We start from the raw sequence: 22,649 nt of genomic DNA on the forward strand, positions 1-22,649 counted from the left end.
TACTCAATGACTCAGACTCAGCATGTTTATCCTTGGCAACTTAATGTATGGGGCACACTGACTCAGCGGTATCCTCAAGTTGGTCATGGATTGCTTTTTTATGGCAAAAAAGGCTGTGGTAAAGAAGCTTTTACCCAGCAATTTGTTACTTGGCTGCTATGTTTAGATAAGCAGCCAAATCAACCTTGTGGTCAGTGTTCGAGTTGTTTGTGGCTAAAATCAGATACTCATCCAAATTATGTTTACGTCACGACGGATGAGGACAATAAGAAACAAAACGCTAAAATTAAAATTGAGAAAATTCGTGAATTACAGCCATTCGTGCAACAAACCGTCGATGGTTGGCGGGTTATTGTGATTGAACCGGCGGAAGCGCTCAATATCGCATCGTCAAATGCTTTATTGAAAACACTTGAAGAACCAGGTGAGCGTGTTGTGATTATTCTTTTGGCGGATCATTATTTAAAATTACCAGCCACTATACGAAGTCGCCTACAACATTACGCCTTAGATCGGCTGACTGATGATCAAGCCAATGCATATTTGAATGAGCACTTGAATGCGGAGCAGCAGACTTTGGGCACACTGTTGCTTAACCTGTCGAATGGTATGCCTTTAGCTGCTATTGAGTTGGCCTCAAGTGAATGGTTAACTCTGCGAAGTGAGTTTATAAATGATTGGTATCATTTAGTCAGTCAAAAAAATATGCCAATGCAGTACGCTTCTAAATGGAATAAGCAACTCAACTTTTCCGAGTTGATTGTTATGTTTGAGTACTTATTAGCTGATCTTGTTGCCTATAAAATGGAACAAAATGTAAAAAATAGCGATTTAGATTTTAGTTTGTTAGCTGAGCAATATCAATTAGAGCAATTATTTGATATTTATAGCGATGTGCATCAAGCAAAACAAATGGTTGAGCAGAATGTTCAATCAAATTTAATTGTTGATCAGCTTTTTATAAAATTAATGAATGTTCAATAATCATGTTTGAATACAGGGGATAGAGATGCAGCCAAGTCCGGGCGGTTTATTACAAGTCAATATTAATGATCGCGAAACTCTGCAATCTAGTTATATGCCTTTTGTTGAGGGTGGTGGATTATTTATTCCAACCAAACATCTAGTCAAAATGGGTGAAGAGATTTTTATCTTGGCAACACTTCCTAATCAAACCCAAAAAATACCAATTACGGGTAAGGTGATTTGGATTTCGTATAAGCAATCGGGCATTAAACCACAAGGTTTTGGATTGCAGTTAACTGGAGATAAAGGAGCCTATTACAAAATGGAAGCAGAAAAAATACTCGCTGGAAGTATGTCAACAGCACGCGCAAGCTTTACAATGTAGAATCTGACTTAAAAAATTAAAAGGTGTCCTTGTGTTTGTAGATACACACTGTCATTTAAACATGCTCAATCTTGAACCTTACGAGGGAAATATCGATTTAGCAATTCAGCAAGCGATTGATGCTGGTGTCACAAAAATGATGGGGATATCGGTTGATTTGGATGATCATATTATTCTGTCAGAAATTGCAGCTCGACACGAAGGAGTGGGTTACAGTGTTGGGGTGCATCCATGTGAAGATCCAGCAGTCATGCAGCGTGCTACTGTTGAAACTTTGGTTGAATTGGCGAGTATAGATAAGGTCTGGGCAATTGGTGAAACGGGTCTAGATTATTATCACAGTACTGAATTTGTTAAAGAACAAAAAGAATGTTTTGCACGACATATTCAAGCTTCACAGATGGTGAAAAAGCCAGTGGTCGTACACACACGCTCATCTAAAAAGGATACGATAGATATTATAAGAGCTGAAAAGTCGACACACGGAATTTTGCATTGTTTTACTGAGGATTGGGATACGGCAAAAGCGGTTCTAGATTGCGGTTATTACATTTCATTTTCAGGAATAGTATCGTTTAAAAATGCTCAGGATTTACGTGATGTGGCCAAGCAAGTTCCATTAGATCGACTATTAATTGAGACTGATAGCCCTTATTTAGCACCAATGCCATATAGAGGAAAGTCTAATGAACCAAAGTATGTCCCATATGTAGCCAAAGCATTAAGTGATGTATATGATAAGTCAGTCGAGGAGATTGCCTTTATTACAACGCAAAATTTCGAGAATCTTCTACGAATGCAGTAAAAATTTAATACGGAAAATAGAAAGAAGAGAGTTTATAGAGTGAAGATGGATCGTCAGGCTCAGTTTAGAGCGAGAGAAGCATTAATATTTCAGGTCGCAGAACAACTTCTTTTGGAAAACGGCGAAGCGGGCATGACATTGGATGCATTGGCCGCTGAGTTGGATTTGGCAAAAGGAACACTCTATAAGCACTTCCAAAGTAAAGATGAATTGTACATGTTGCTCATTATTCGTAATGAGCGCATGTTATTAGAAATGGTTCGAGATACTGAAAAAGGATTTCCTGAACATTTAGCTTTTTTTATGTTGCACCATTTGCATTATCCAGAACGTACTGTACTCTTTCATCAAATTGAAGAGCGATTGTCTACAACCGGTCAGGGTATTAATCATTTGTTTAATGAAATGTATCAGATTCGCAAAAGTAGACTCAGAATTATCATTCGTATGACAGAAAATCATCTAGCATCCATTCAAAGTAAGATGAGTTCTCGGGATTATTTAGCATCCATTTGGTCGATTACTCATGGTGGTGCTGCGATATTAAACTCGAGTTTCTATCAACGCTATTTAGGCTGTCGAGATACGTTAAGGGTTGCTTTAATTGATCAAGCGTTGATGATGCCTAAACAGATTAATTTGACAGAATCAGTGGCCTAATATGCAATCTCTAGATCACCGTCAAGGCGGATTTACTTTAATCGAATTGATGGTGGTCACTGTGATCATCAGCATCATGGCGGCATTGGTGGTGATGAATATTGGTGGGATTGATCAACGTAAGGCAATGCAAGCTAGAGAAGCTTTAATATTAGATTTAAAACGTATTCAACGAGAGGCTGTTGATCAATCGTTAGTGGTTGCATTGGTGCCACAATGGAATGGTGATCAGTTTCGCTATACATTTCAAAAATATAATGATTTAACTCGTCCTGAGCAGACGCTTGGATCGAACAATAATCGTCAACCTTCCACTTGGGTTGAAATGCCAGAGTTTTCTGCGAGAGAGCTACCTGCTAAGGTTTCATTTCAGATCGAAAGTAGCGACTATAGTTTTGAAAATGCAACTAATGCAGACTTGATGAATAATAATGCACCGAAATTAATTTGGTTGGGCAATGGCGAGGTTAAACCTGTCACAATTCAAATGTATTATGAACAAAAAGCAATTGGTGATCTTATTCAAATAGATTACTTAGGTAAAATCGATGCGGGTGCTTAAAGGATTTACCTTGATTGAGGTTGTGGTGGCTTTGGCTATTTTTGCTGTAGCAGCAATGTCATTGACGAAGGTGGCTATGCAGTACACACAGGCGACTGCGAATGCAATTTTACGAACAAAAGCACAATTCGTCGCACAAAATGAAGTCGCTGCAATGCAAATTAGTGGTGAATGGTTAGAGGGAACTCAATCGAAGCAAATTACCTCTCAAGGGTTAAGTTGGCAAATTGATAAAAAATCAGAAGCGACTATTAGCCCAGATGTTCAGAAAATAGAAGTGCAAGTGAGTCTATATAACAATGATTTAGGTAAAGTTGAATCTGGTGTCACCACCATGGTGTTTTATAACTATCCTATCAGAGAGCAATCCAACTCATGATCAAGAGTAAACAACAAGGTTTTACCTTGGTAGAGCTTTTGGTTGCCATAGCCATCTTTGCAGTATTGTCTGCTTTAGGATGGAAAATTTTTGATTATTTAAATAAAGTCAAAGATCGCAATGCGGTGCATGAACAGCAACTTCTCAGTTTGCAAGATAGTTATTTACAAATGCAAAGAGATGCTTTGCAAATTGTACCGCTGACTGCAAATATTGCAGGACAAATCCAACCTGCATTTTTACTGGATGATCAGTCTGTACAATTTAGTAAGGCAGGGGTCACAGACCCGCTGAAACAGGGTTTGTCTCCATTTGAGAGAATAGAATATCGTTATAATGCGCAAGATCGAAAAGTTTATCGTTTAAAGTATCCCAATCTGAATGTTCTTCAAACAACCCAACCTTTATCCAGTACGATCCTAGAGAATGTGGATGAGTTTCAAATCACAATTTTGAACCCGAATGAATTGAATTCGTGGCCGGATGCATCAACAATAAGTTCTAATGGTAATGATGCTCAAGATGGTGTTGCTCGACTATTGCCTAAAGGTATGCGAATTAGATTTAAGCAAGAAGATGTTGAATACGAATGGATTTTCAGTTTGCTTAATACTGACTATTTAAAACCGGCATCTAGTCAATAATCATTAGGAAAAATGCATGAAGCAGCAAAAAGGAATCGCCCTGATTACGATTTTAATGTTAGTCGCTTTGGCAACTATCATTGCTGCGACGATTGCCCATCGTCAATATAATACCAGTGAAAATACGGCCTATGTGATTCGTCATAACCAAGCACTGTATTATGCAAAAAGTGCTGAAGCTTTTTTCTCAGAATTATTGGTTCAAGATGCTAAATCCAATTCAAAATCAGATAATCTTCTAGAAACTTGGGCTCAACCGATGCCACCATTTCCAATTGATGGTGGTTATGTTGCAGGGCGAATTATTGATGAAACGGGTAAGTTTAATTTAAACAGTTTGGTCAAAGATGATGGCGTGCCGAATGATAATGCGGTGAATTACTTTAAGGGATTATTAACAAAGCTTGGTTTGCCAGAAGAATTAAATGAAGCAGTAATTGATTGGCAAGATCAAGATGATTTGACGATTGGCGCGATGGGGGCAGAGAGTAATTATTATTTAAGTTTAACGCGTCCTTATTTGCCAGCGAATGGTCCTTTTCATAGCGTGGAAGAGTTGAAGCAAGTGCGAGGATTTGAAGGTGATAAGTTTTTATTGATAAAACCTTATGTTACAGCGATACCTTTAAAAGAAATTAAAATTAATATTAATACAGCACCAGCGATGATTATTGCTGCTATAGACCCAAGTTTGGATGTGCAAAATGTACAGCGTGAGTTGGATCAGAAAAAAGCCAATGGTGAATTTTTTGAGTCCGTAGATCAGCTATGGGAACTCAACACTCTAAGTCAGTCAAGTGAAGAAGCAAGAAGCACAGCAAAAAATAATTTTGATGTTAAATCTGCATTCTATCGAGCAGATATTGAAATCATGCTATCTGATCGAAAGCGATATTTTTCGAGTTATCTGATGCGTGATGAAGATAAGGTTTATGTCTTCTCAAGAAGTTTGGCACTTCTTCAAACCAATTGATTAAATTGCTAAACTATTAATTTAAACAAATTGAATGATAGCTTTTATTTTTTTTTGTTTTTAATACGTTTTGCCAATTGCTTAAAACGTTAAAATTAATGATGAGTTGTGTGAATATGCACTATAATCATTTTAATCCATGATTTTTTATTGCTCTGACATATGTTAATTCGAAAATTATTTAAGTTTGAAAACGCGCATATTGTGCGAAATTGCACATCAGACCGCTGTAAGCGTTCAATTCATGGTCATAGCTATAAAGTCGAATTATTATTGAAAGCCTCAAAGCTAGATCATGGTCAAATGGTCTATGATTTTGGTTTGCTGAAAGGTGTGATCAAAGAACTTTATGATAGTTTTGATCATGCGATTTGTTTTTGGCAAGAAGATTCAGCTGAATATATTCAAGCATGTAAAACTTTTAGTGCGCGTTGGGTTTCATTGCCAGTTTCACCTTCTGCTGAACAATTTTCTCGAATTTTCTTTTATTTGGCAGAACAAGTACTGAAATCAACTATCACGCAAAATGGTGAAGGTGATGTCGAAGTCTATTCAGTGATCGTGCATGAAACTGACACAGGCTATGCGCAAAGTTTTGCTGAAGATATCTTAAATGAACAGATGGGCTTATTGGCGCTTGATCAAATCGTATTCTCAGAACAAATTCAAAATGAATGGTCTGATCCTAAAATGTACGAACAATTGAAACAAGGCTTAACTTTTAAGAACCCAAGTGTAGATTTACAAGTAAAACTTTAAAGCTGTGATTGATTTAGGGATGAACACAATGCAACTCACCGAACAAGAATTAAGTCAACTGAATCAAGTTCGGTTAGAGGATGGTTGGAAGTATGCTTTAGCAGAGTTTTTGCTCAGCGATAAAATGGATCAGCTGAAAGCTTTTCTCAAATCTGAATTACAGGCAAATAAGGTGATATACCCACCTAATTCCCTTATTTTTAATGCGTTCAACACCACACCCTTAGATCGTGTAAAGGTCGTGATTCTCGGTCAAGATCCTTATCACGGTCCAAATCAAGCACATGGATTGAGTTTTTCAGTGCAAAAGGGTGTTGCATTACCGCCGTCTTTGCGTAATATCTATCACGAACTCAGCACTGACCTTGGAATAGCACCTGCCAAGCATGGTGATTTAACCCAATGGGCTGAAGAGGGTGTCTTGTTGCTGAACAGTGTATTGACTGTTGAAGCGGGCCAGCCGACTTCACACCAAAAGAAAGGTTGGGAAGATTTCACTGATGCTGCGATAGATGTTCTAAATGAGCAACGTGATAAGATCGTTTTCATTCTTTGGGGTGCGTACGCGCATAAGAAAGGTCAACGAATTGACCAAAATAAGCATTTGGTCTTAAAAGCAGCACATCCATCACCATTGGCAGCAAACCGAGGTGGTTTTTTTGGGTGTAAAGTTTTTTCAAAAACAAATAATTATCTTAAACAAAATGGCATTGAGCCAATTAAATGGCAGCTGGAAGCATGACAATATCTCCTGAGACGAATCAATATCATCCTGACTTAATTGTTGAAGAAGCACAGAATGGATGGAGAGTGGTTCGATTAAATCGTCCAAAATCTTTACATGCACTTGATGAATCTATTGTGACGGCTTTATTGGCTGTTTTTGAAAAGTTTCATCATGATGATGCCGTTAAAGCGATCTGGTTTGATTCAACAACACCTAAAGCTTTTTGTGCCGGTGGGGATGTGCGCAAACTCCGTCAGTTGGTCATCAATAATGAAGTTGATGCGGCAAATAAATTTTTTGAACAAGAATACGCGCTAGATCTTTTGTTGCATAACTACGCTAAGCCGATAGTCGTTTGGGGTGAAGGTTATGTGATGGGTGGTGGGCTTGGTTTATTTATGGCTGCACCATTCAGACTGGTTACACCTTATTCGCGTCTTGCAATGCCAGAAGTGAATATTGGTTTATATCCAGATGTTGGTGCTAGTCGTTTCTTGGCAGATCGTGGTCCAATTGGTCTATTTACAGGTTTAACTGGATCGATCATGACTGCGGCAGGAGCTTATGGTATCGGTTGGGCGACTCATATTTGTGATGCTCAGCGTGATGTTGTTTTACAAAAGTTGATCAATATCGATTGGGATCATTATCCTGCTGGCGATTTTAGGGCATTAGATGACACTTTAAATAGTTTGCATCGACCAGTTTCTCCAGGGCCACTGCAAATCTCGTTAGATGTGATTCACAGTGTCTGTCGCGGTGCAAACTTTGAAAATGACTACGAAGCAATCATCGGGTTAAGTGATGCACGAAGTGATTGGCTAAGACAAGCCAGTGAAAATCTGGCAAAAGGCTCACCGAGTACGGCTGCGATTACTTGGTTGTTATGGCAATGGGGGCGTCAAGTTCATCCTTGGCAAGAAGTATTTGAACTTGAAACTCAAATTTCTGATTGGAAAATTAGACATCCTGATTTTGTTGAGGGCGTGCGTGCGCGTTTAGTGGATAAAGATTTATCTCCTGAATGGACACCTGCAGAGTCTATGTCCTTAAAAGGAATTTTAGGTGCGCACCCACCAGTTACAAATATCGAGAGCTGGAATATCTTGTTAAAACAGTACGGTATTATCTAATTTTGACTGAAATCCAATTTGATACTGAAGATCTAAAATGGATGCAGCGTGCCTATGAGCAGGCTGCATTCGCAGCTCAATTGGGAGAAATCCCTGTTGGAGCTGTCATTGTGAGTCAGGGAAAAGTGATTGGTGAAGGATATAATCAACCCATCCTGAGTCATGATCCAACTGCTCATGCAGAAGTGGTCGCACTTCGCCAAGCATGTAATCAAATTCAGAACTATCGTCTACCAGAAGATGCAACCCTTTATGTAACCCTTGAGCCATGCACGATGTGTGTGGGGGCTTTAATTCATGCTCGAGTTCACCGTGTTGTATTTGGTACTTTAGAGCCGAAAGCGGGTTCTCTGGTCAGTACGCGACAGTTATTAAATAATCAAGGTTATTACAACCATATATTTGAATTTGAAGGGGGCTGCATGCAATCAGCGTGTGCTCATCAGCTTTCAGAATTTTTTAAATTCAGACGTGAACAAAAAAAACAACAGCGTGTACGACAAAAAATAGAAAATAATCAGGAATGATTGCTATTGTTGATTGTGGAAAAATTGACATAATGTATTGTCAGTATGAAGCGGACTCAATGAAAAGGAATAAAAAATGAATTCAATCCAAGTTAAACAAGAATTTAACCAGCCTATAGATCGTGTATTTGAAGTTTTGTCAAAACATGCGACTTATAATGATGTATTTGCACCGATTCAGGTTGTACGCATTAAAGATGCAGCTGATCCGAGTCGTCCTGATGGGATTGGATCAGTACGAAAAATGGGATTAGGCCCAATAAAGCCAATTCAAGAACAAATTACTGTACTAGAACCAAATAAGCGTATTGAATACAAACTTATCAAGAATCCATTAATCAAACATCATCTCGGAATTATTGAATTTAAAGAGCTTTCATCAGCTAAAACTTTAGTCACATACACGATCGAATTACAGGCAAGAGCACCATTTGTGAGCAAATTAATTCTTGCACAACTCAAACTTGCTATTACACTTGGCTTTAAGAAATTAGCAAAACGCCTCTAAGGCGAAATTGGTAAAGTAATGACAATTCAAATTATCACGATCGATGGACCAAGCGGTTCAGGCAAAGGAACTTTGGCAGCAAAATTGGCACAGCATTACCAGTTTCATTTACTAGATTCTGGCGCTTTGTATCGTTTGTTGGGATTGTCATTACATCAGCTGAATTTAATTGATTCAATTCACAATCCAGAGGTGTTGGTTAAATGCGTAGAAATAGCGACTCATCTCGATATTCAATTTGTTAGTGATCATTTAAAAACAAAAAATTTACTTAACGGGCATGATGTAACGGATGAAATTCGCACTGAAAAAGTCGGTGAGTTTGCATCCAAGGTTGCAGTTGTACCTGAATTAAGACAGGCATTATTCGAAAGACAACGTGCATTTGCTCAAGCACCAGGTCTTGTTGCCGATGGCCGTGATATGGCGACTTCAATCTTCCCAGAAGCCCAAGCAAAAATATATTTGACGGCTTCTGCTGAGTCGCGTGCTGAGCGACGTGTAAAGCAGTTGCAGGCCATGGGGCAAAATGTTAAAATAAGCGACATTTTATCTAATATCCAAGCACGTGATAAGCGTGATATGGAAAGAACCGTTGCGCCGCTTAAGCCGGCTGAAGGGGCTTACATTATCGATAGTTCAGATCTGGACATTGACGCTGTATTTAACCTGATGACCGCATATATTGATGCGCAATAAGATAAATTAATGAATATTAGTGGAAGCATAGCTTGATCAGTTCTATATGGACTATGTCGATACTTAACTAAACCGGCCTTGTCTGATCCAAGACCGCTGACTTTTCTAGGTATATCATGACCGAATCTTTTGCAGCCCTCTTTGAAGCAAGCGAATTAAACCTCAACGTTGAAAAGGGTGCAGTCATCCAAGGTATCGTTGTTAGCATCGATTCTGACTGGGTAACTGTAGATACTGGCCTTAAATCTGAAGGCGTAGTAGCTCGCTCTGAATTCTTAAACGAACAACGTGAACTTGAAGTTAACGTTGGTGACACAGTTGACGTAGTTGTTGAAGCGCTTGACAACGGTATGGGTCAAACAGTTTTATCACGTGAAAAAGCTAAACGTGCTGAAACTTGGACTAAACTTGAAAAAATCTTTGAAGACGGCGAGATCGTTACTGGTGTTATCTCTGGTAAGGTTAAAGGCGGTTTCACTGTTGACATCGGTCCAGTACGTGCGTTCTTACCAGGTTCTTTGGTAGACACTCGTCCTATCCGTGACACGACTCACCTTGAAGGTAAAGAGTTAGAGTTCAAAGTTATCAAACTTGACGCTAAACGTAACAACGTTGTTGTATCACGTCGTGCAGTTATGGAAGCTGAATCTTCAGCTGACCGTGAAGCTCTTCTTTCTCAACTTGAAGAAGGTCAAACAGTTACTGGTACAATCAAAAACCTTACTGACTACGGTGCTTTCGTTGACCTTGGCGGTATTGATGGTCTTCTTCACATCACTGACATGGCTTGGAAACGTATCAAGCATCCATCAGAAGTTGTTGAAGTTGGTCAAGAAGTTACTGTTAAAGTACTTAAATTTGACAAAGAGCGTAACCGTGTATCATTAGGTCTTAAACAACTTGGTGAAGATCCATGGTTAGCGATCATGAACCGTTACCCTAAAGGTTCTATCGTTAAAGCGCGTGTAACTAACTTAACTGATTACGGTTGCTTCGCTGAAATCGCTGAAGGCGTTGAAGGCTTAGTACACGTTTCAGAAATGGACCACACAAACAAAAACATCCACCCATCTAAAGTTGTTCAGATTGGTGATGAAGTTGATGTTATGGTTCTTGAAGTTGATGAAGAGCGTCGTCGTATTTCTCTTGGTATCAAACAAACTCGTGCTAACCCATGGGAAGAGTTTGCTAAGGCTCACGACAAAGGTGAAAAAGTTTCAGGTACAATCAAGTCTATCACTGACTTCGGTATCTTCATCGGTTTACCAGGCGGTATCGATGGTCTAGTTCACTTATCTGACATTTCTTGGAATGAACAAGGCGAAGAAGCGATTCGTCGTTACAAGAAAGGTGACACTGTTGAAGCGGTTATCCTTTCTGTAGACGCTGAAGGCAACCGTATCAGCCTTGGTATCAAGCAAATGAACAGCGATCCGTTCAACGATTTCTTAGCTGCTAACGAACGTGGTGCTCTTGTTAAAGGTACTGTAGTTGCAGTTGATGCTCGTGGCGCAACAATTAAGTTGGCTGACGAAGTTGAAGCTTCTCTTAAAGCTTCAGAAATCAACCGTGACCGCGTTGAAGATGCAACTAAATTCTTAGAAGTTGGTCAAGAAGTTGAAGCTAAGATCATCAATGTTGATCGCAAATCACGCGCAATCAACTTGTCTATCAAAGCGAAAGACGAAGCTGAAGAGAAAGAAGCTGTTGCTAACTTGAAAACCGCTTCTGCAGGTCAAGACAACGGTCCTAAGACAATTGGTGATTTGATCAAAGCTCAAATGAACCACTAAGTCTTTCGTGTTCAATGTATTGTTAATGTAATTTAACTAATACTTTTTACACAAATACTGTAAACGGTAGCGTAGTATTGACTTACTGCGCTACCGTTTTGTATTTAAACAGGTTATTATCTCGCTATGCACAGAGTAGCTTGATAATTAAAGAGGTCGCAGATGACTACTGAAGCACTTAATAAGTCTGACTTAATAGAACGTATTTCTATCAAAAACCCTCATTTGGCTGAGCCATTGGTCGAAGAAGCTGTTAAAATTATGATCGATCAAATGATTGAGTCATTATCAGCTGATAATCGTATTGAAATTCGTGGGTTTGGAAGTTTTGCTTTACATCATCGCGAACCGCGAGTTGGGCGTAATCCTAAAACAGGTAAGTCAGTTGAAGTGGCTGCTAAAGCTGTACCTCATTTCAAACCAGGTAAAGCACTAAGAGATGCTGTAAACGAATCAGCAGGAAAATAATAAATTACTCAGGGGTGGTTATGCGTTACGTATTAGTTGCACTGTTAGTTGTAATCTTCGGATATGCATTGGCATTGGTTCTGCAAAATGGTACAGAACTGACTGTTGATCTTCTATTCACTCAAGTACCGGCAATGAGATTAGGTTTATTGCTTTTGTTGACTTTGGCACTTGGGATCATCGTTGGATTATTACTCGGAGTTCAAGTTTTCCGTGTATTCCAAAATAGTTGGGAAATTAAGCGTCTTCGCAAAGATATTGAATATCTTCGTAAAGAACAAATCCAAAATGCTCAGTTAGCTGCTGCTGAAGCTGCTGCAAATGTACGTCATGAAAAGACAGTACTAGATGTGCATTCAGATCCGCGTAACTCAAATCCGCTGTAATTTATAAATATTTAAAAAACCTCTAAAATTTATTTTAGAGGTTTTTTTTATTGAAAATAAACTGTTGAATTTTAAGCTGAGTTTTTGAAAGTTAATTTTGCAGCTTAAGTTGAACATCTTTATAATGACGCAACTTTAGATGGACGGAAGAACAACCTTGAGTATCATTGTTGCTTTAGATGCAAAAAGCCAATACGACGCATTGAAAATTGCTGAAAATTTGGATCCTAAACTTTGTCGTGTAAAGGTGGGTAAAGAACTTTTTACACATGAAGGTCCGACCGTTGTAAAAGCATTGCATGATCAAGGTTTTGAAGTATTTTTAGATTTAAAATTTCATGATATTCCAAATACGACAGCACAAGCCGTTTGCGCTGCTGCAGATCAAGGGGTATGGATGGTCAATGTTCACGCATCTGGTGGACGAAAAATGATGGAAACTTGTGTAGAAAGATTAAAAGCAGGTAACTATCAAACACAGTTGATTGCAGTCACTGTATTAACTTCAATGGGGCGAGAAGATCTACGTGATCTTGGTTTGGATATCGAGCCTTTTGAACATGTGAAACGTCTAGCGACTTTGACTCAAGAAAGTGGCTTGGACGGTGTTGTATGTTCTGCGCAAGAAGCAAAAATGTTACGCGAAACTCTAGGTCAGAACTTTGCTCTCGTCACTCCGGGAATTCGTCCAGAAGGTTCTGCAGCGGATGATCAAAAACGTATTGTTACACCTAAGCAAGCAATGTTAGATGGTTCTACACACTTGGTGATTGGTCGTCCGATTACTAAATCAGAAAATCCAAATCAGACTTTAAGAGACATTCTGGCTACTTTGTAATTTTCAAATTACAGTCTTGATCTATTTTAAAAAGCCATGAATGTTCATGGCTTTTTTTTGACTAATTTTTAAAATCAATGATGTTTTCAAAGTTAACCTTACATTTTCTTGAGGGAAACTACTGTCCATTAGTTTGGTTTGGGAACATATTTAACAAGGTTTAGAATGATGTTGATACAAGCCTAATAGAAAAAGTTGATACTAAAAAATATGATAAAATCAGAGAGTTGAATGAATCAGGTTTAACGAAACAGGAAATTGCAAAAGCTGTAGCGTTTCCACTGATTATAGAGTTTAAAAGGATAAGATATGGAAGCTTGTAGTTGGGATTGGGGAGCAATTGCTACTTTAATAGGAGCATTAGTAGCTTTATATATTTCATGGCAATGGAGAAAGCAAAAATGTAATGAAGTTATAGCAACTGAATGTAGAGAGGTTATAGGTATATTACTTGCAAACATTGCATCACTTAATCATGCGAAAGATATGTATAACCTTGCTCAAAAGAAGGATTTGTTGATTGAGTTTAAGTCTAGCTACCTAAATATTTTATCTAGGATTTTACTGTTAAACATTACAATTAAGAATACTGATAATACAGCATTACCCTTGATTACATCTTATTTAAAACTATTAGACGATTTTCAAATTGAAATACAAAATACTGAACCTGAGATTCAAGAAATATTTTTAAGAATTTCGAAACAGAAAACTAAAGAACAGAGTTTTAATGATGATGTTGAACAAATTAGATTATGTACAAATCGGTTTGTTGAGCATGTACATCCTTATTCAATATACAAAAAGTTAGTGTAATTCCTAAAAAGTGTAAGGCACACCGCAACTCACACTTGAGAGTGATCCAAACATTATCATGGGCAATCCATTCTTTTTAGTTCTCTCTCCCTTTGGGAGAGAGTTAGAGAGAGGTTTGTTAGAAAATATCATTTTCCGCTCAAACTATGCCTAGAATCATCAATCAAAAAAATAAGCCCTCTAAAAAGAGGGCTTAAAATTAAAGATCATGCACGATTAGAGAATTGATTTTAAGCGTTTAACAACTTCTTTACATTGGTCTAAATCTGCTACGAGAGCAAGACGAACATGGCTTTCACCTGGGTTTCCTTGTTCAGTATCACGAGATAAATAACGACCCGGTAAGACTTTGATATGTGCTTTTTCCATCAGCATTTTGGCAAAAGTTTCATCATTATCGACCTTTAACCAATAATAGAAACCCGCATCAGGCTTTTTCAGTGGTAGCAAATGACCTAATTCTTGTTGGAATAAATCAAATTTAGCACGGTATTGTTTACGGTTTTCTTCAACATGTGCCTCATCATTCCATGCAGCAATCGATGCCAATTGATGTTGTACTGGCATTGCAGCACCGTGGTAAGTGCGGAATTTTAAATAAGGTTTTAATAGACTAGCATCACCTGCAACGAAGCCAGATCGCATACCTGGTAAATTAGAACGCTTAGACAGAGAGTGGAATACGATACAGTTTTTATAGTCATCACGACCTAGTTCAGCACAAACTTCGAGTAATCCTACAGGGGCTTCATCAAACCATAGTTCTGAATAGCATTCATCAGATGCGATGACAAAATTGTATTGATCAGAGAGCGCAATTAATTTTTTGAACTGTTCTTTTGAAAGAACAGCACCTGTCGGATTTCCGGGTGTGCAGACAAAAAGTAAAGCTGTCTTCTCCCATACTTCTGCAGGGACAGTATCGAAGTCACCAAGGTAACCATTTTCTTCAGTACAGTTGATGAAATAAGGTTGAGCGCCAGCGAGTAAAGCTGCACCTTCGTAAATTTGATAAAAGGGATTCGGCATAACTACATAAGGCGCTTCATCACGATTAATCAGCGCTTGTACGAATGAGAAAATTCCTTCACGTGTGCCAGTCACAGGTAAAATATGATCTTCTGTGCTAATAGCATTTAATTTGAAACGGCGTGTGAGCCATTGCGCAATACTTTCACGTAATTCTGGTAAGCCTTTACTGTTTGGGTATGTCGAAAGATGATTGAAGTTATCGACAATAGCTTGTTTTACGAATTCAGGTGCAGGATGTTTTGGCTCACCAATTGACAATGGAATTAACGGAAGATTTGCAGGTTTTACATCCTGAAAAAGTTTATTCAACTTTTCAAATGGATAAGGATGTAATAGGTTTAAACTAGAGTTCATGAAACAGTTACCGTCGGGTTAAATCTAAATTTTAATGATGATTACAGACCTGATTTGAAGCCTCATCTAATGCTGCTTTTAATTGTTCAGCAAAAGCCTGAGCTTCAGTGAAATTCATAGGTTCGCCATTCTTTTTGGTTACAAAGAAAATATCTTCTGCGCGCTCACCCAAGGTGGCGATTTTCGCGGAATGGATATCGAGACCTTGCATCATAAATAAGCCACCGATACGTGCAAGTAATCCAGGCTGATCAAGTGTAGAGATCTCGACCATATTTTGCTGTAGTGCCTCGTTCAACGTAATATCAATTGTGTTTTCAATATCGAAATGACGAAGTTGGCGTGGAATACGGCGTTGCATTAAACCTGGATAATTTTGTGAATCTGTTAATGCGTGCACCAATGATTCTTTTACCGTATTTTCACGTTCTGGATCTGTCACTAATGTGCCAAAACGATCAAGCACCACGTAGGTGTCTAAGCTAAAGGATTTAGTTGCTGTAATAATGCGTGCATCTTGTACATCTAGATTCATACGATCTAGAACTGCAACAGTGGTGGCAAAAAGATTAGGTTGATCTTGAGTGTAAATAAAAATCTGCACAGCATCTTGCGCTGATTTACGGTGCGCGCGCATCATCACCAATGGTGCTGAATTATCACCATGATCTAGGATTGCACGTGTATGCCATGCAACTTCATCGGCAGTTTCTTTGAGGAAGTATTCGTCACCAAGTTCTTGCCAAACTTTTTCAACAGCTTCTAAAGCATAATCATTGACAAGTAATTCACTTGCTGCAAATTTGGTATCTTCGATCAGCATTTGGTAATCGACAGGACGTCCCAAACCACTACGAATAACGTCACGAGCATTGGTATATAACTGACGCATGAGCGATGCTCGCCATGTGTTCCAAAGCTTAGGATTGGTTGCGTTAATGTCAGCCACTGTAAGCGTATACAGATAGTCTAAGTGTTCCATATCACCTAGCTTCTCGGCAAAATCTTTTACAACATCTGGATCAGAAATATCTTTTTTCTGCGCAGTCATCGACATCAATAGATGATTTTGGATTAACCACGCAACAAGATTACACTCACGCTCAGTAAAACCGTGCTTGCTACAGAACTCAATGGCATCAACCGCGCCCAATTCACTATGGTCTCCACCACGACCTTTGGCGATATCATGGAACAAAGCAGCGAGGAATACGATGTCTCGGCGCACCAGACGCTGGAATACCGAACTTACGACAGGAAAATCTTTAGCAAATTCTGGCGCTTTAAAACGATTTAAATTACGTAAGAGTAGGAGCGTATGTGCATCTACAGTATAGATATGGAATAAATCGTATTGCATAAGGCCCATGATTTGCCCAAATGCAGGAATATAGTTGCCGAGTACACCATAACGTTTCATCGCAAGCAATGTTTCATATAAGTTATTTGGTGATCGGATGATCGCCATAAACAAGGCTTGATTAACTGGATTGTCTCTATACGCTTGATCAATGCGTTTTGCAGCTAAAGTAAGCAATCGAAGTGTACGAGCTCGAATACCATCAATATCAGGGCGATTTGCTAGGATATAGAAAATCTCAAGGATGGCTGTAGGCTTCTCTGCAAAAATTTTATGGTGTTGAACTGCGAGTTTACCATCCACCAATTTGAAGTTTTCATTCACTTCTTCAATTTTACGCTCATAGTTGGGTAAGCGAGGAGTGATGACTGATTCATTAAAATAGGCGAGTAGCATTTCATTCAGGGTTGAAACCTGCTGAGCTGCTCGATAGTAGCGTTTCATGAACTGTTCAATTGGATAATTGATATGTTCACCTTCGACTTTGTGGTAACCAAATTTTGCTGCGATATCGCGTTGGTAATCAAACAATAGTCGGTTTTCATCACGCTTAGTTAAGCGGTGTAAATGATGACGAATTTCCCAGAGAAAATTCTCAGCATCTTCGAGAACCCCAAGTTCAAACTCAGAAATGAAACCTAAATGTACAAGATCGTATATACGATTTACTCGGAAATGCCGTTTTGCAATCCAACCAATTTGGTTAATGTCTCGAATGCCGCCCGGTGCATTTTTGATATCAGGTTCTAAATTACTTTCAGTGTTGTTGTGCTGAGCGTAGCGTTTGGCTTGTTCTTCCATCTTGGCATCAAAGAAGGTTTTATCCGTCCAAGTTTGTGAAACAACACGACGAGGCCATTTCGCTAAGTGTTCATTGCCAATAATTAAACGAGACTCAATGAGAGATGTTGCTACAGTTAAGTCATTCATGGCCTGTTCAAAGCACTGTTGAATGGTTCTTACACTTACGCCAGGTTTAAAATTTCCAACATCCCATAGAGAGGAAATAAAAATGGTAATGGCATTTTCTTGTTCTTGTGTAAGATCATCTTCTGAAAGGATCAGAATGTCGACATCAGAGTAGGGCATCATTTCACGACGACCATAACCTCCTACAGCGAACAAGCCCAGATCGGTTTGATCTAACTCAGCATGTTGCCAAAGGAATTTAAGTGCCTCATCAATCAGGTTAGATCGAGTGAGGATGATCTCACGTATCGCCTTACCATTTTCAAACTCATGTTGTAATTGATTTTCAACATCTGAGCGCCATTGATTAATTGCCTTGATGTCGTGATTACTCGAAACATAGTTTGCTAATGGAGACGTATTGATCATGAAATGATGGCCTACCTAATGAATTATTTGTTTTGATTTACAATTACTTTTGAGGTTGCTTCAGTCGCTAATTCGCGTGCAATATCAGTTGTTTCAGCACGTGCAGTTGCGACCCCCATACGGCGACGTTTAAAACCTTCAGGTTTACCAAAAAGACGTAAATCGACATTAGGGTTTTGCATAGCAAGATTTACGCCAGAAAATGACAAATTCGTATCATCAATACCTGCATAGATCACAGCGCTTGCAGCAACACTGTGACGTTGCGTATTTACTGGAAGACCTAAAATCGCACGGGCATGAAGTTCAAATTCACTTTGATATTGAGATGCAAGTGTGACTAATCCAGTGTCATGTGGACGAGGAGAAACTTCACTGAACCAAACTTGATCACCTTTAACGAATAATTCCACACCAAAAATACCGCAACCGCCGAGCGCTACTGTGACTTTATTGGCAATACGTTTTGCTTCATCAAGGGCAGCTGTGCTCATAGGTTGAGGTTGCCAGCTTTCTACATAGTCACCTGCATCTTGACGGTGTCCAATAGGATCGCAGAAGTGCGTTTCGATTTCTCCTGTTTCAGGATTTTTTGCCCGTACTGTGAGTAATGTAATTTCGAAATCAAAATCAATTTGCGATTCTACGATGACAGTACCTTGATTGACACGACCACCTGTTTGAGCATATTCCCAAGCAGCGTCGACTTCATCAAAAGATTTTACGCGTGATTGTCCTTTACCTGATGATGACATCACAGGTTTTACAAAATTTGGATAGCCAATATCATCACATGCTGCACGGAATGATTCCAAACTATTGGCAAAACGATAAGCCGAGGTTGGTAGCCCTAGTTCCTCAGCTGCGAGGCGACGAATTCCTTCACGATTCATGGTGAGATTCACGGCTTTCGCAGAGGGAATAACTACGGCAGTTTTAGCATCTTCGATTTCCACTAAGACTTCAGTGGCAATGGCTTCAATCTCGGGAACAATTAAATGAGGTTGAACTTGTTCAATCAGTTTTTTTAATTCTTTTGGATCCGCCATATTCAATGTGTAGGAGTGATGAGCAACTTGCATGGCAGGTGCATTGTCATAGCGATCTGCCGCATGTACTTCTACACCTAATCGTTGTAATGATATTACCACCTCTTTACCCAACTCACCTGAACCCAATAATAGAACTTTAAACGCCGAAGATTGAAGTGGAGTACCGAGTGTAATAAGCATTTGATTCATCCGTGCTTGATATTATGGACTTTTAGCATATCAGAACTAAAACCTCTTGAGCGCGATGAATACAAGAAAAAGCAAGAAATTATTTTGATATCGTTTAATTTTTTTATTGATAAAAATGCATAAGCCTTATCCGAGGATCAGGCTTATAAATTTAGAATCTGAATGAATATTACGCAAGAAATGTTTAAAGTGGGAAATAGGTATACACCAAACCGTATGTGAGTGCGGCTGTGAGTGTTGCAGGTACAATCTGTTTAAATTTGAAATACAAACCCGAGAGCACAATAAAACCAATTAACATGGCAACGCTCTTATTGGGTGTTTCTAAGAGCGGAGGTAAAGTCGCGACCACGAGCATTGAACTGATTGCTGCAATACCGATTGATCCAAGGGCGATTTTAAGCCAAAGAGCACCGCGTTTCTGGCGACCTTGTTGTAGTCTCTGAATCACAAAAAAAGGACCAAAGCGTGAGGCGAAATTCGCGATGCCGACCAGAATACCGACACAAATAATTTCTAGATTCATGATTGTTCACCTGTGTGCAAAGGATCATGTTGCTTCAGTACATAATGTTTAAACAGACCAGCCAAAATACCGGAGCTTATGCCAATGAATATCGCTGCAGATAAATCGATAAAGTAACAGGCAATAGCAGAAACAATAATGGTGATGGTCACGACAAAGGTATGTTTTTTCTCAAATGCAGCTAGTAAGAAGCTCAAGAAAAGTGCAGGTAATAGAAAGTCGAGCGCTGCCTGCAAAAATTGGGGAAGATGACTGACTTGATCTGCAAATAAGCCCCCGAGAAAAGATCCAAGTGCCCAAGACAACCAGCTAAACAGACTCAGACCTAGCATCCAAGATTCAGACCATTCTTGACGGCGTTGCGACAGTTTAATCATGCCTGATGCAAAGACTTCGTCGGTCAAGCCCCATGACCAAATTGCAGTTTTTTTCAGATTGAGTTTATCTTGAATTAAGTTTTGTAAAGCAGGGCCATATAACAAATGTCGAATATCAAGCGCTATTACAGTTAAGGCTGTCATCCAGATAGAAGTGCCACTGCCGAGTAAGGCAACCACCAAAAATTGACTGGCACCTGCATACATCGAACAGGATAAAAATAATGCTTCCCACGCTGTAAAACCAAATTGAGTTGCAGATACACCAAACGCGAATGAAACAGGCAAATAGGTGAAAATGATGGCTTGACTATCTTTGGCACCTTGCCAAAAACCTGCCGGTGTCATGTGTGGGGAGCTTGATTGGGTCACGATAAACCTAATTGGAGATTGGAACAAAAGGTATAAAACGAGATTGAGTATTCTACCCGAATTTACTAGCATAGTGCCGAATAGTTTATTAGAGCGATGTCATGTTTGCGATTCAATCTCCCTTTAAATTAGCTGCATTGACTACATTCCTCATCTTCACTTTGTCCGGTTGTGGTGGTCAGGCAGAAACTGCCGATGAAAAGGTTGAAATTAAAGAAGCACCGAAGTTGACCAATGATGCAACTGAATATGCAAATCATGCTTGGCAATTGATGAATCAGGTTGATCCTATTCTGTATCAAGCCAATAAAGCGCTTATACCATCACAAGTACGCGAGCCTGTGCGTCAATTGGTATTGGATTGGCGTATTAATGTCAAAATGACCGACTCAGTGACTGAAGGGAAATATGCGCTTTGTCGTAAAGCGCTAACAACCATAGATGCTTGGGCACGTGCAATCGTGGAAAATGAGGGCCAGCTCGCACAGCGTCAAGCCAATTATGAACGCGATAAAGCCCAGTGCAAAACTGCAATTGAGCAACCAGAATTAGGAAACACCAAGGCGTATACAAAATTATTTTAAGTGACCCGAGCCACCCCAATACAAGGATTAATCCAGATTTTCCTGAAGCTCTTCATCTTTAGTCGGTTAAGTTTGATCGGCTAAAGCTTTAAGTTGAGTGAGATTAATCACCTCAATTTTTTTAAATGCAATTTTAATTGCGCCAATTTTTTCTAAATGCTGTAGTTCTTGATTAATGGTCTGTCTTGAGCAGACCAACATTTGTGCCAATTGTTCTTGAGATAGGTTGATGGTGTTTTTTTCAATCTCTTTGAGATTACCGTATCCATTTAAGATAAAGATTAATCTTTGTGCTAAACGTTGAATAAGGGGTTGTGTTTGAATAGAGACCAACTCCATGAAAGCATAACGGAGTTTATGACTCACCAATTGAGCCAGATAAAACCAAAATTTTGGATATTGTTCTAAAATTAGATCAAGTCCTACAAGACTTATTTTGAGGATTTTGGATTTTTTACTGGTAATCGCATGATGAGAGCGGGGTTGTTGATCAATCAACGAAATTTCACCAAACCACATAATAGGATCTGCGATAACTGTCACCGCCTCACGACCTTCTACGTCAATATGTGCTAAACGAACAGCACCATCAATCACGGCATAAATGCCATCAAATTGATCAGCTTTAGAAAATATCAGTTGCTCTTTGCCATATTCAATGAGCTGTGCATGTTCGAGCATCAGCTGTTGTAGTTCATGATCAAACTGGCTAAACCACCAATTATTTTTTAAAAGATAAACGTATTGATTTAAAAGCAAAATTATCCCTTTTATGCTGTTTATTTGTCGTCTAGTCGACAACTTATTGGTTTACATTTATATATATTGAAGGAAATAGTCAGAAAAAGGAATGATAACATGACTCGTTTAGAGAGCTTGCTTGGACAATATGCAGCTTATCACCTAGATCGTAAAAACGTATTTTCGCATTTTATTGGAATTCCCTTGATTGTATTTTCGATCTTGTGTTTTGCAGCCAAAGCGCAATTTACAGTTGCTGGATATTCCATTGATCTTGCAATGTTATTGATCGTCGCATCAGTGATTTATTACTTGAGTTTGGATCTCATTTTTGGTGTGGTAATGGCAGTGCTATTTGCTTTAATTTATCAACCAGCCACACAAGTAGCAGCTTTAGAGACATCCTCTTGGGTATTGGTAAGTGCTGGATTTTTTATTGTGGGATGGATTATTCAATTTATTGGGCACTATTATGAAAAGAAAAAACCAGCTTTTGTGGATGATCTTGTTGGACTCGCTATAGGTCCTTTATTTGTGGTAGCAGAATTTATATTTCTTATTGGTTTACGTAAGAAACTGGAAGAGAAAGTATTGGTTCGAGCTAAACAATTACGCTATGACATGGACCATAAACACGTAAATCACTCGAGTACTTCAACTCAAAATCCATGATCTCAATCTTTTGAATAATCTTTG

General features: G+C 39.0%; 27 protein-coding genes. 21 read left to right on the forward strand and 6 right to left on the reverse strand.

The window, feature by feature from the left end; all coding sequences use genetic code 11:
- Nucleotides 1-6 precede the first annotated feature (6 nt).
- The 19 genes from BMW42_RS02090 to BMW42_RS02180 all read left to right on the forward strand — a co-directional run bounded on the left by BMW42_RS02090 (nucleotide 7) and on the right by BMW42_RS02180 (nucleotide 14,028).
- Entirely contained in the window at nucleotides 7-984 is a 978-nt protein-coding gene (locus BMW42_RS02090) for a hypothetical protein (RefSeq protein ID WP_092766219.1), read from the forward strand.
- A 25-nt stretch (nucleotides 985-1,009) separates the two neighbouring features.
- Nucleotides 1,010-1,351 (forward strand): PilZ domain-containing protein, encoded by a 342-nt coding sequence (locus BMW42_RS02095; protein ID WP_035264581.1) that lies wholly within the window; start codon nucleotides 1,010-1,012, stop codon nucleotides 1,349-1,351.
- Nucleotides 1,352-1,382: 31 nt separating this feature from the next.
- A complete protein-coding gene (locus BMW42_RS02100; RefSeq protein ID WP_035264578.1) occupies nucleotides 1,383-2,156 on the forward strand; it encodes a TatD family hydrolase in 774 nt (257 codons plus the stop codon).
- A gap of 45 nt (nucleotides 2,157-2,201) precedes the next feature.
- Nucleotides 2,202-2,816 (forward strand): TetR/AcrR family transcriptional regulator, encoded by a 615-nt coding sequence (locus BMW42_RS02105; RefSeq protein WP_092766220.1) that lies wholly within the window; start codon nucleotides 2,202-2,204, stop codon nucleotides 2,814-2,816.
- Nucleotide 2,817: 1 nt separating this feature from the next.
- A complete protein-coding gene (locus tag BMW42_RS02110) occupies nucleotides 2,818-3,378 on the forward strand; it encodes a pilus assembly FimT family protein (RefSeq protein WP_092766221.1) in 561 nt (186 codons plus the stop codon).
- Entirely contained in the window at nucleotides 3,365-3,757 is a 393-nt protein-coding gene (gspI, locus tag BMW42_RS02115; RefSeq protein WP_035264570.1) for a type II secretion system minor pseudopilin GspI, read from the forward strand. The genes BMW42_RS02110 and gspI overlap by 14 nt, the downstream gene beginning before the upstream one ends.
- Nucleotides 3,754-4,401 (forward strand): type II secretion system minor pseudopilin GspJ, encoded by a 648-nt coding sequence (gspJ, locus tag BMW42_RS02120; RefSeq protein WP_092766222.1) that lies wholly within the window; start codon nucleotides 3,754-3,756, stop codon nucleotides 4,399-4,401. The genes gspI and gspJ overlap by 4 nt, the downstream gene beginning before the upstream one ends.
- A 16-nt stretch (nucleotides 4,402-4,417) precedes the next feature.
- Nucleotides 4,418-5,374, forward strand: coding sequence for a type II secretion system minor pseudopilin GspK (gene gspK, locus BMW42_RS02125; protein WP_092766223.1), 957 nt, complete (start codon nucleotides 4,418-4,420; stop codon nucleotides 5,372-5,374).
- Nucleotides 5,375-5,536: 162 nt separating this feature from the next.
- Nucleotides 5,537-6,133 carry a 6-pyruvoyl trahydropterin synthase family protein gene (locus tag BMW42_RS02130; RefSeq protein ID WP_092766224.1) on the forward strand — a complete coding sequence of 199 codons (597 nt, stop codon included), beginning with the start codon at nucleotides 5,537-5,539 and terminating at the stop codon, nucleotides 6,131-6,133.
- A gap of 28 nt (nucleotides 6,134-6,161) precedes the next feature.
- Nucleotides 6,162-6,875 (forward strand): uracil-DNA glycosylase, encoded by a 714-nt coding sequence (gene ung / locus BMW42_RS02135; RefSeq protein WP_092766225.1) that lies wholly within the window; start codon nucleotides 6,162-6,164, stop codon nucleotides 6,873-6,875.
- Nucleotides 6,872-7,993: an enoyl-CoA hydratase/isomerase family protein gene (locus BMW42_RS02140; RefSeq protein WP_092766271.1), complete on the forward strand. Its 1,122-nt coding sequence runs from the start codon at nucleotides 6,872-6,874 to the stop codon at nucleotides 7,991-7,993. The genes ung and BMW42_RS02140 overlap by 4 nt, the downstream gene beginning before the upstream one ends.
- A 2-nt stretch (nucleotides 7,994-7,995) precedes the next feature.
- Nucleotides 7,996-8,520, forward strand: coding sequence for a tRNA adenosine(34) deaminase TadA (gene tadA / locus BMW42_RS02145; protein WP_092766226.1), 525 nt, complete (start codon nucleotides 7,996-7,998; stop codon nucleotides 8,518-8,520).
- 76 nt (nucleotides 8,521-8,596) lie between these two features.
- Complete coding sequence (locus BMW42_RS02150) at nucleotides 8,597-9,028, forward strand: SRPBCC family protein (protein WP_092766227.1); 432 nt, start codon at nucleotides 8,597-8,599, stop codon at nucleotides 9,026-9,028.
- An 18-nt stretch (nucleotides 9,029-9,046) separates the two neighbouring features.
- Entirely contained in the window at nucleotides 9,047-9,727 is a 681-nt protein-coding gene (cmk, locus tag BMW42_RS02155; RefSeq protein WP_092766228.1) for a (d)CMP kinase, read from the forward strand.
- Nucleotides 9,728-9,843: 116 nt separating this feature from the next.
- The gene (gene rpsA / locus BMW42_RS02160; protein ID WP_035264556.1) at nucleotides 9,844-11,520 is read left to right on the forward strand and encodes a 30S ribosomal protein S1; all 1,677 of its coding nucleotides are present in this window, start codon (nucleotides 9,844-9,846) and stop codon (nucleotides 11,518-11,520) included.
- Between the two features lie 162 nt (nucleotides 11,521-11,682).
- Nucleotides 11,683-11,988 carry an integration host factor subunit beta gene (locus BMW42_RS02165; protein WP_035264555.1) on the forward strand — a complete coding sequence of 102 codons (306 nt, stop codon included), beginning with the start codon at nucleotides 11,683-11,685 and terminating at the stop codon, nucleotides 11,986-11,988.
- 20 nt (nucleotides 11,989-12,008) lie between these two features.
- Entirely contained in the window at nucleotides 12,009-12,374 is a 366-nt protein-coding gene (locus BMW42_RS02170) for a lipopolysaccharide assembly protein LapA domain-containing protein (protein WP_035264552.1), read from the forward strand.
- A gap of 139 nt (nucleotides 12,375-12,513) precedes the next feature.
- Nucleotides 12,514-13,212: an orotidine-5'-phosphate decarboxylase gene (gene pyrF, locus BMW42_RS02175; protein WP_171260665.1), complete on the forward strand. Its 699-nt coding sequence runs from the start codon at nucleotides 12,514-12,516 to the stop codon at nucleotides 13,210-13,212.
- A 309-nt stretch (nucleotides 13,213-13,521) separates the two neighbouring features.
- A complete protein-coding gene (locus BMW42_RS02180; protein WP_092766229.1) occupies nucleotides 13,522-14,028 on the forward strand; it encodes a hypothetical protein in 507 nt (168 codons plus the stop codon).
- Nucleotides 14,029-14,244: 216 nt separating this feature from the next.
- Here the strand turns inward: BMW42_RS02180 and dapC are convergent, their stop codons facing one another.
- The 5 genes from dapC to BMW42_RS02205 all read right to left on the reverse strand — a co-directional run bounded on the left by dapC (nucleotide 14,245) and on the right by BMW42_RS02205 (nucleotide 20,604).
- Nucleotides 14,245-15,414, reverse strand: coding sequence for a succinyldiaminopimelate transaminase (gene dapC, locus BMW42_RS02185; RefSeq protein WP_092766230.1), 1,170 nt, complete (start codon nucleotides 15,412-15,414; stop codon nucleotides 14,245-14,247).
- A 31-nt stretch (nucleotides 15,415-15,445) separates the two neighbouring features.
- Entirely contained in the window at nucleotides 15,446-18,112 is a 2,667-nt protein-coding gene (glnD, locus tag BMW42_RS02190) for a [protein-PII] uridylyltransferase (protein ID WP_092766231.1), read from the reverse strand.
- Nucleotides 18,113-18,135: 23 nt separating this feature from the next.
- The gene (gene purT, locus BMW42_RS02195) at nucleotides 18,136-19,353 is read right to left on the reverse strand and encodes a formate-dependent phosphoribosylglycinamide formyltransferase (RefSeq protein ID WP_171260666.1); all 1,218 of its coding nucleotides are present in this window, start codon (nucleotides 19,351-19,353) and stop codon (nucleotides 18,136-18,138) included.
- Nucleotides 19,354-19,537: 184 nt separating this feature from the next.
- Nucleotides 19,538-19,879, reverse strand: coding sequence for an L-valine transporter subunit YgaH (gene ygaH / locus BMW42_RS02200; RefSeq protein ID WP_035264532.1), 342 nt, complete (start codon nucleotides 19,877-19,879; stop codon nucleotides 19,538-19,540).
- On the reverse strand, nucleotides 19,876-20,604 hold the full coding sequence (locus BMW42_RS02205) for an AzlC family ABC transporter permease (RefSeq protein WP_092766232.1): 729 nt from the start codon (nucleotides 20,602-20,604) through the stop codon (nucleotides 19,876-19,878). The genes ygaH and BMW42_RS02205 overlap by 4 nt, the downstream gene beginning before the upstream one ends.
- 125 nt (nucleotides 20,605-20,729) lie before the next feature.
- On the opposite strand from BMW42_RS02205, the gene BMW42_RS02210 reads away from it, so the two are divergent.
- Nucleotides 20,730-21,212, forward strand: coding sequence for a hypothetical protein (locus BMW42_RS02210; protein ID WP_213032600.1), 483 nt, complete (start codon nucleotides 20,730-20,732; stop codon nucleotides 21,210-21,212).
- A 66-nt stretch (nucleotides 21,213-21,278) separates the two neighbouring features.
- On the opposite strand, the gene BMW42_RS02215 is transcribed toward BMW42_RS02210, so the two are convergent.
- Nucleotides 21,279-21,971, reverse strand: coding sequence for a Crp/Fnr family transcriptional regulator (locus tag BMW42_RS02215; protein ID WP_228143070.1), 693 nt, complete (start codon nucleotides 21,969-21,971; stop codon nucleotides 21,279-21,281).
- Between the two features lie 99 nt (nucleotides 21,972-22,070).
- Here BMW42_RS02215 and BMW42_RS02220 point away from each other — a divergent pair, with 99 nt between their 5' ends.
- Nucleotides 22,071-22,625, forward strand: a complete 555-nt coding sequence (locus BMW42_RS02220; RefSeq protein WP_092766233.1) for an Mpo1 family 2-hydroxy fatty acid dioxygenase — start codon at nucleotides 22,071-22,073, stop codon at nucleotides 22,623-22,625.
- The last annotated feature ends 24 nt before the right edge of the window (nucleotides 22,626-22,649 follow it).

Source organism: Acinetobacter sp. DSM 11652, from assembly GCF_900109815.1.
Lineage (GTDB): Bacteria > Pseudomonadota > Gammaproteobacteria > Pseudomonadales > Moraxellaceae > Acinetobacter.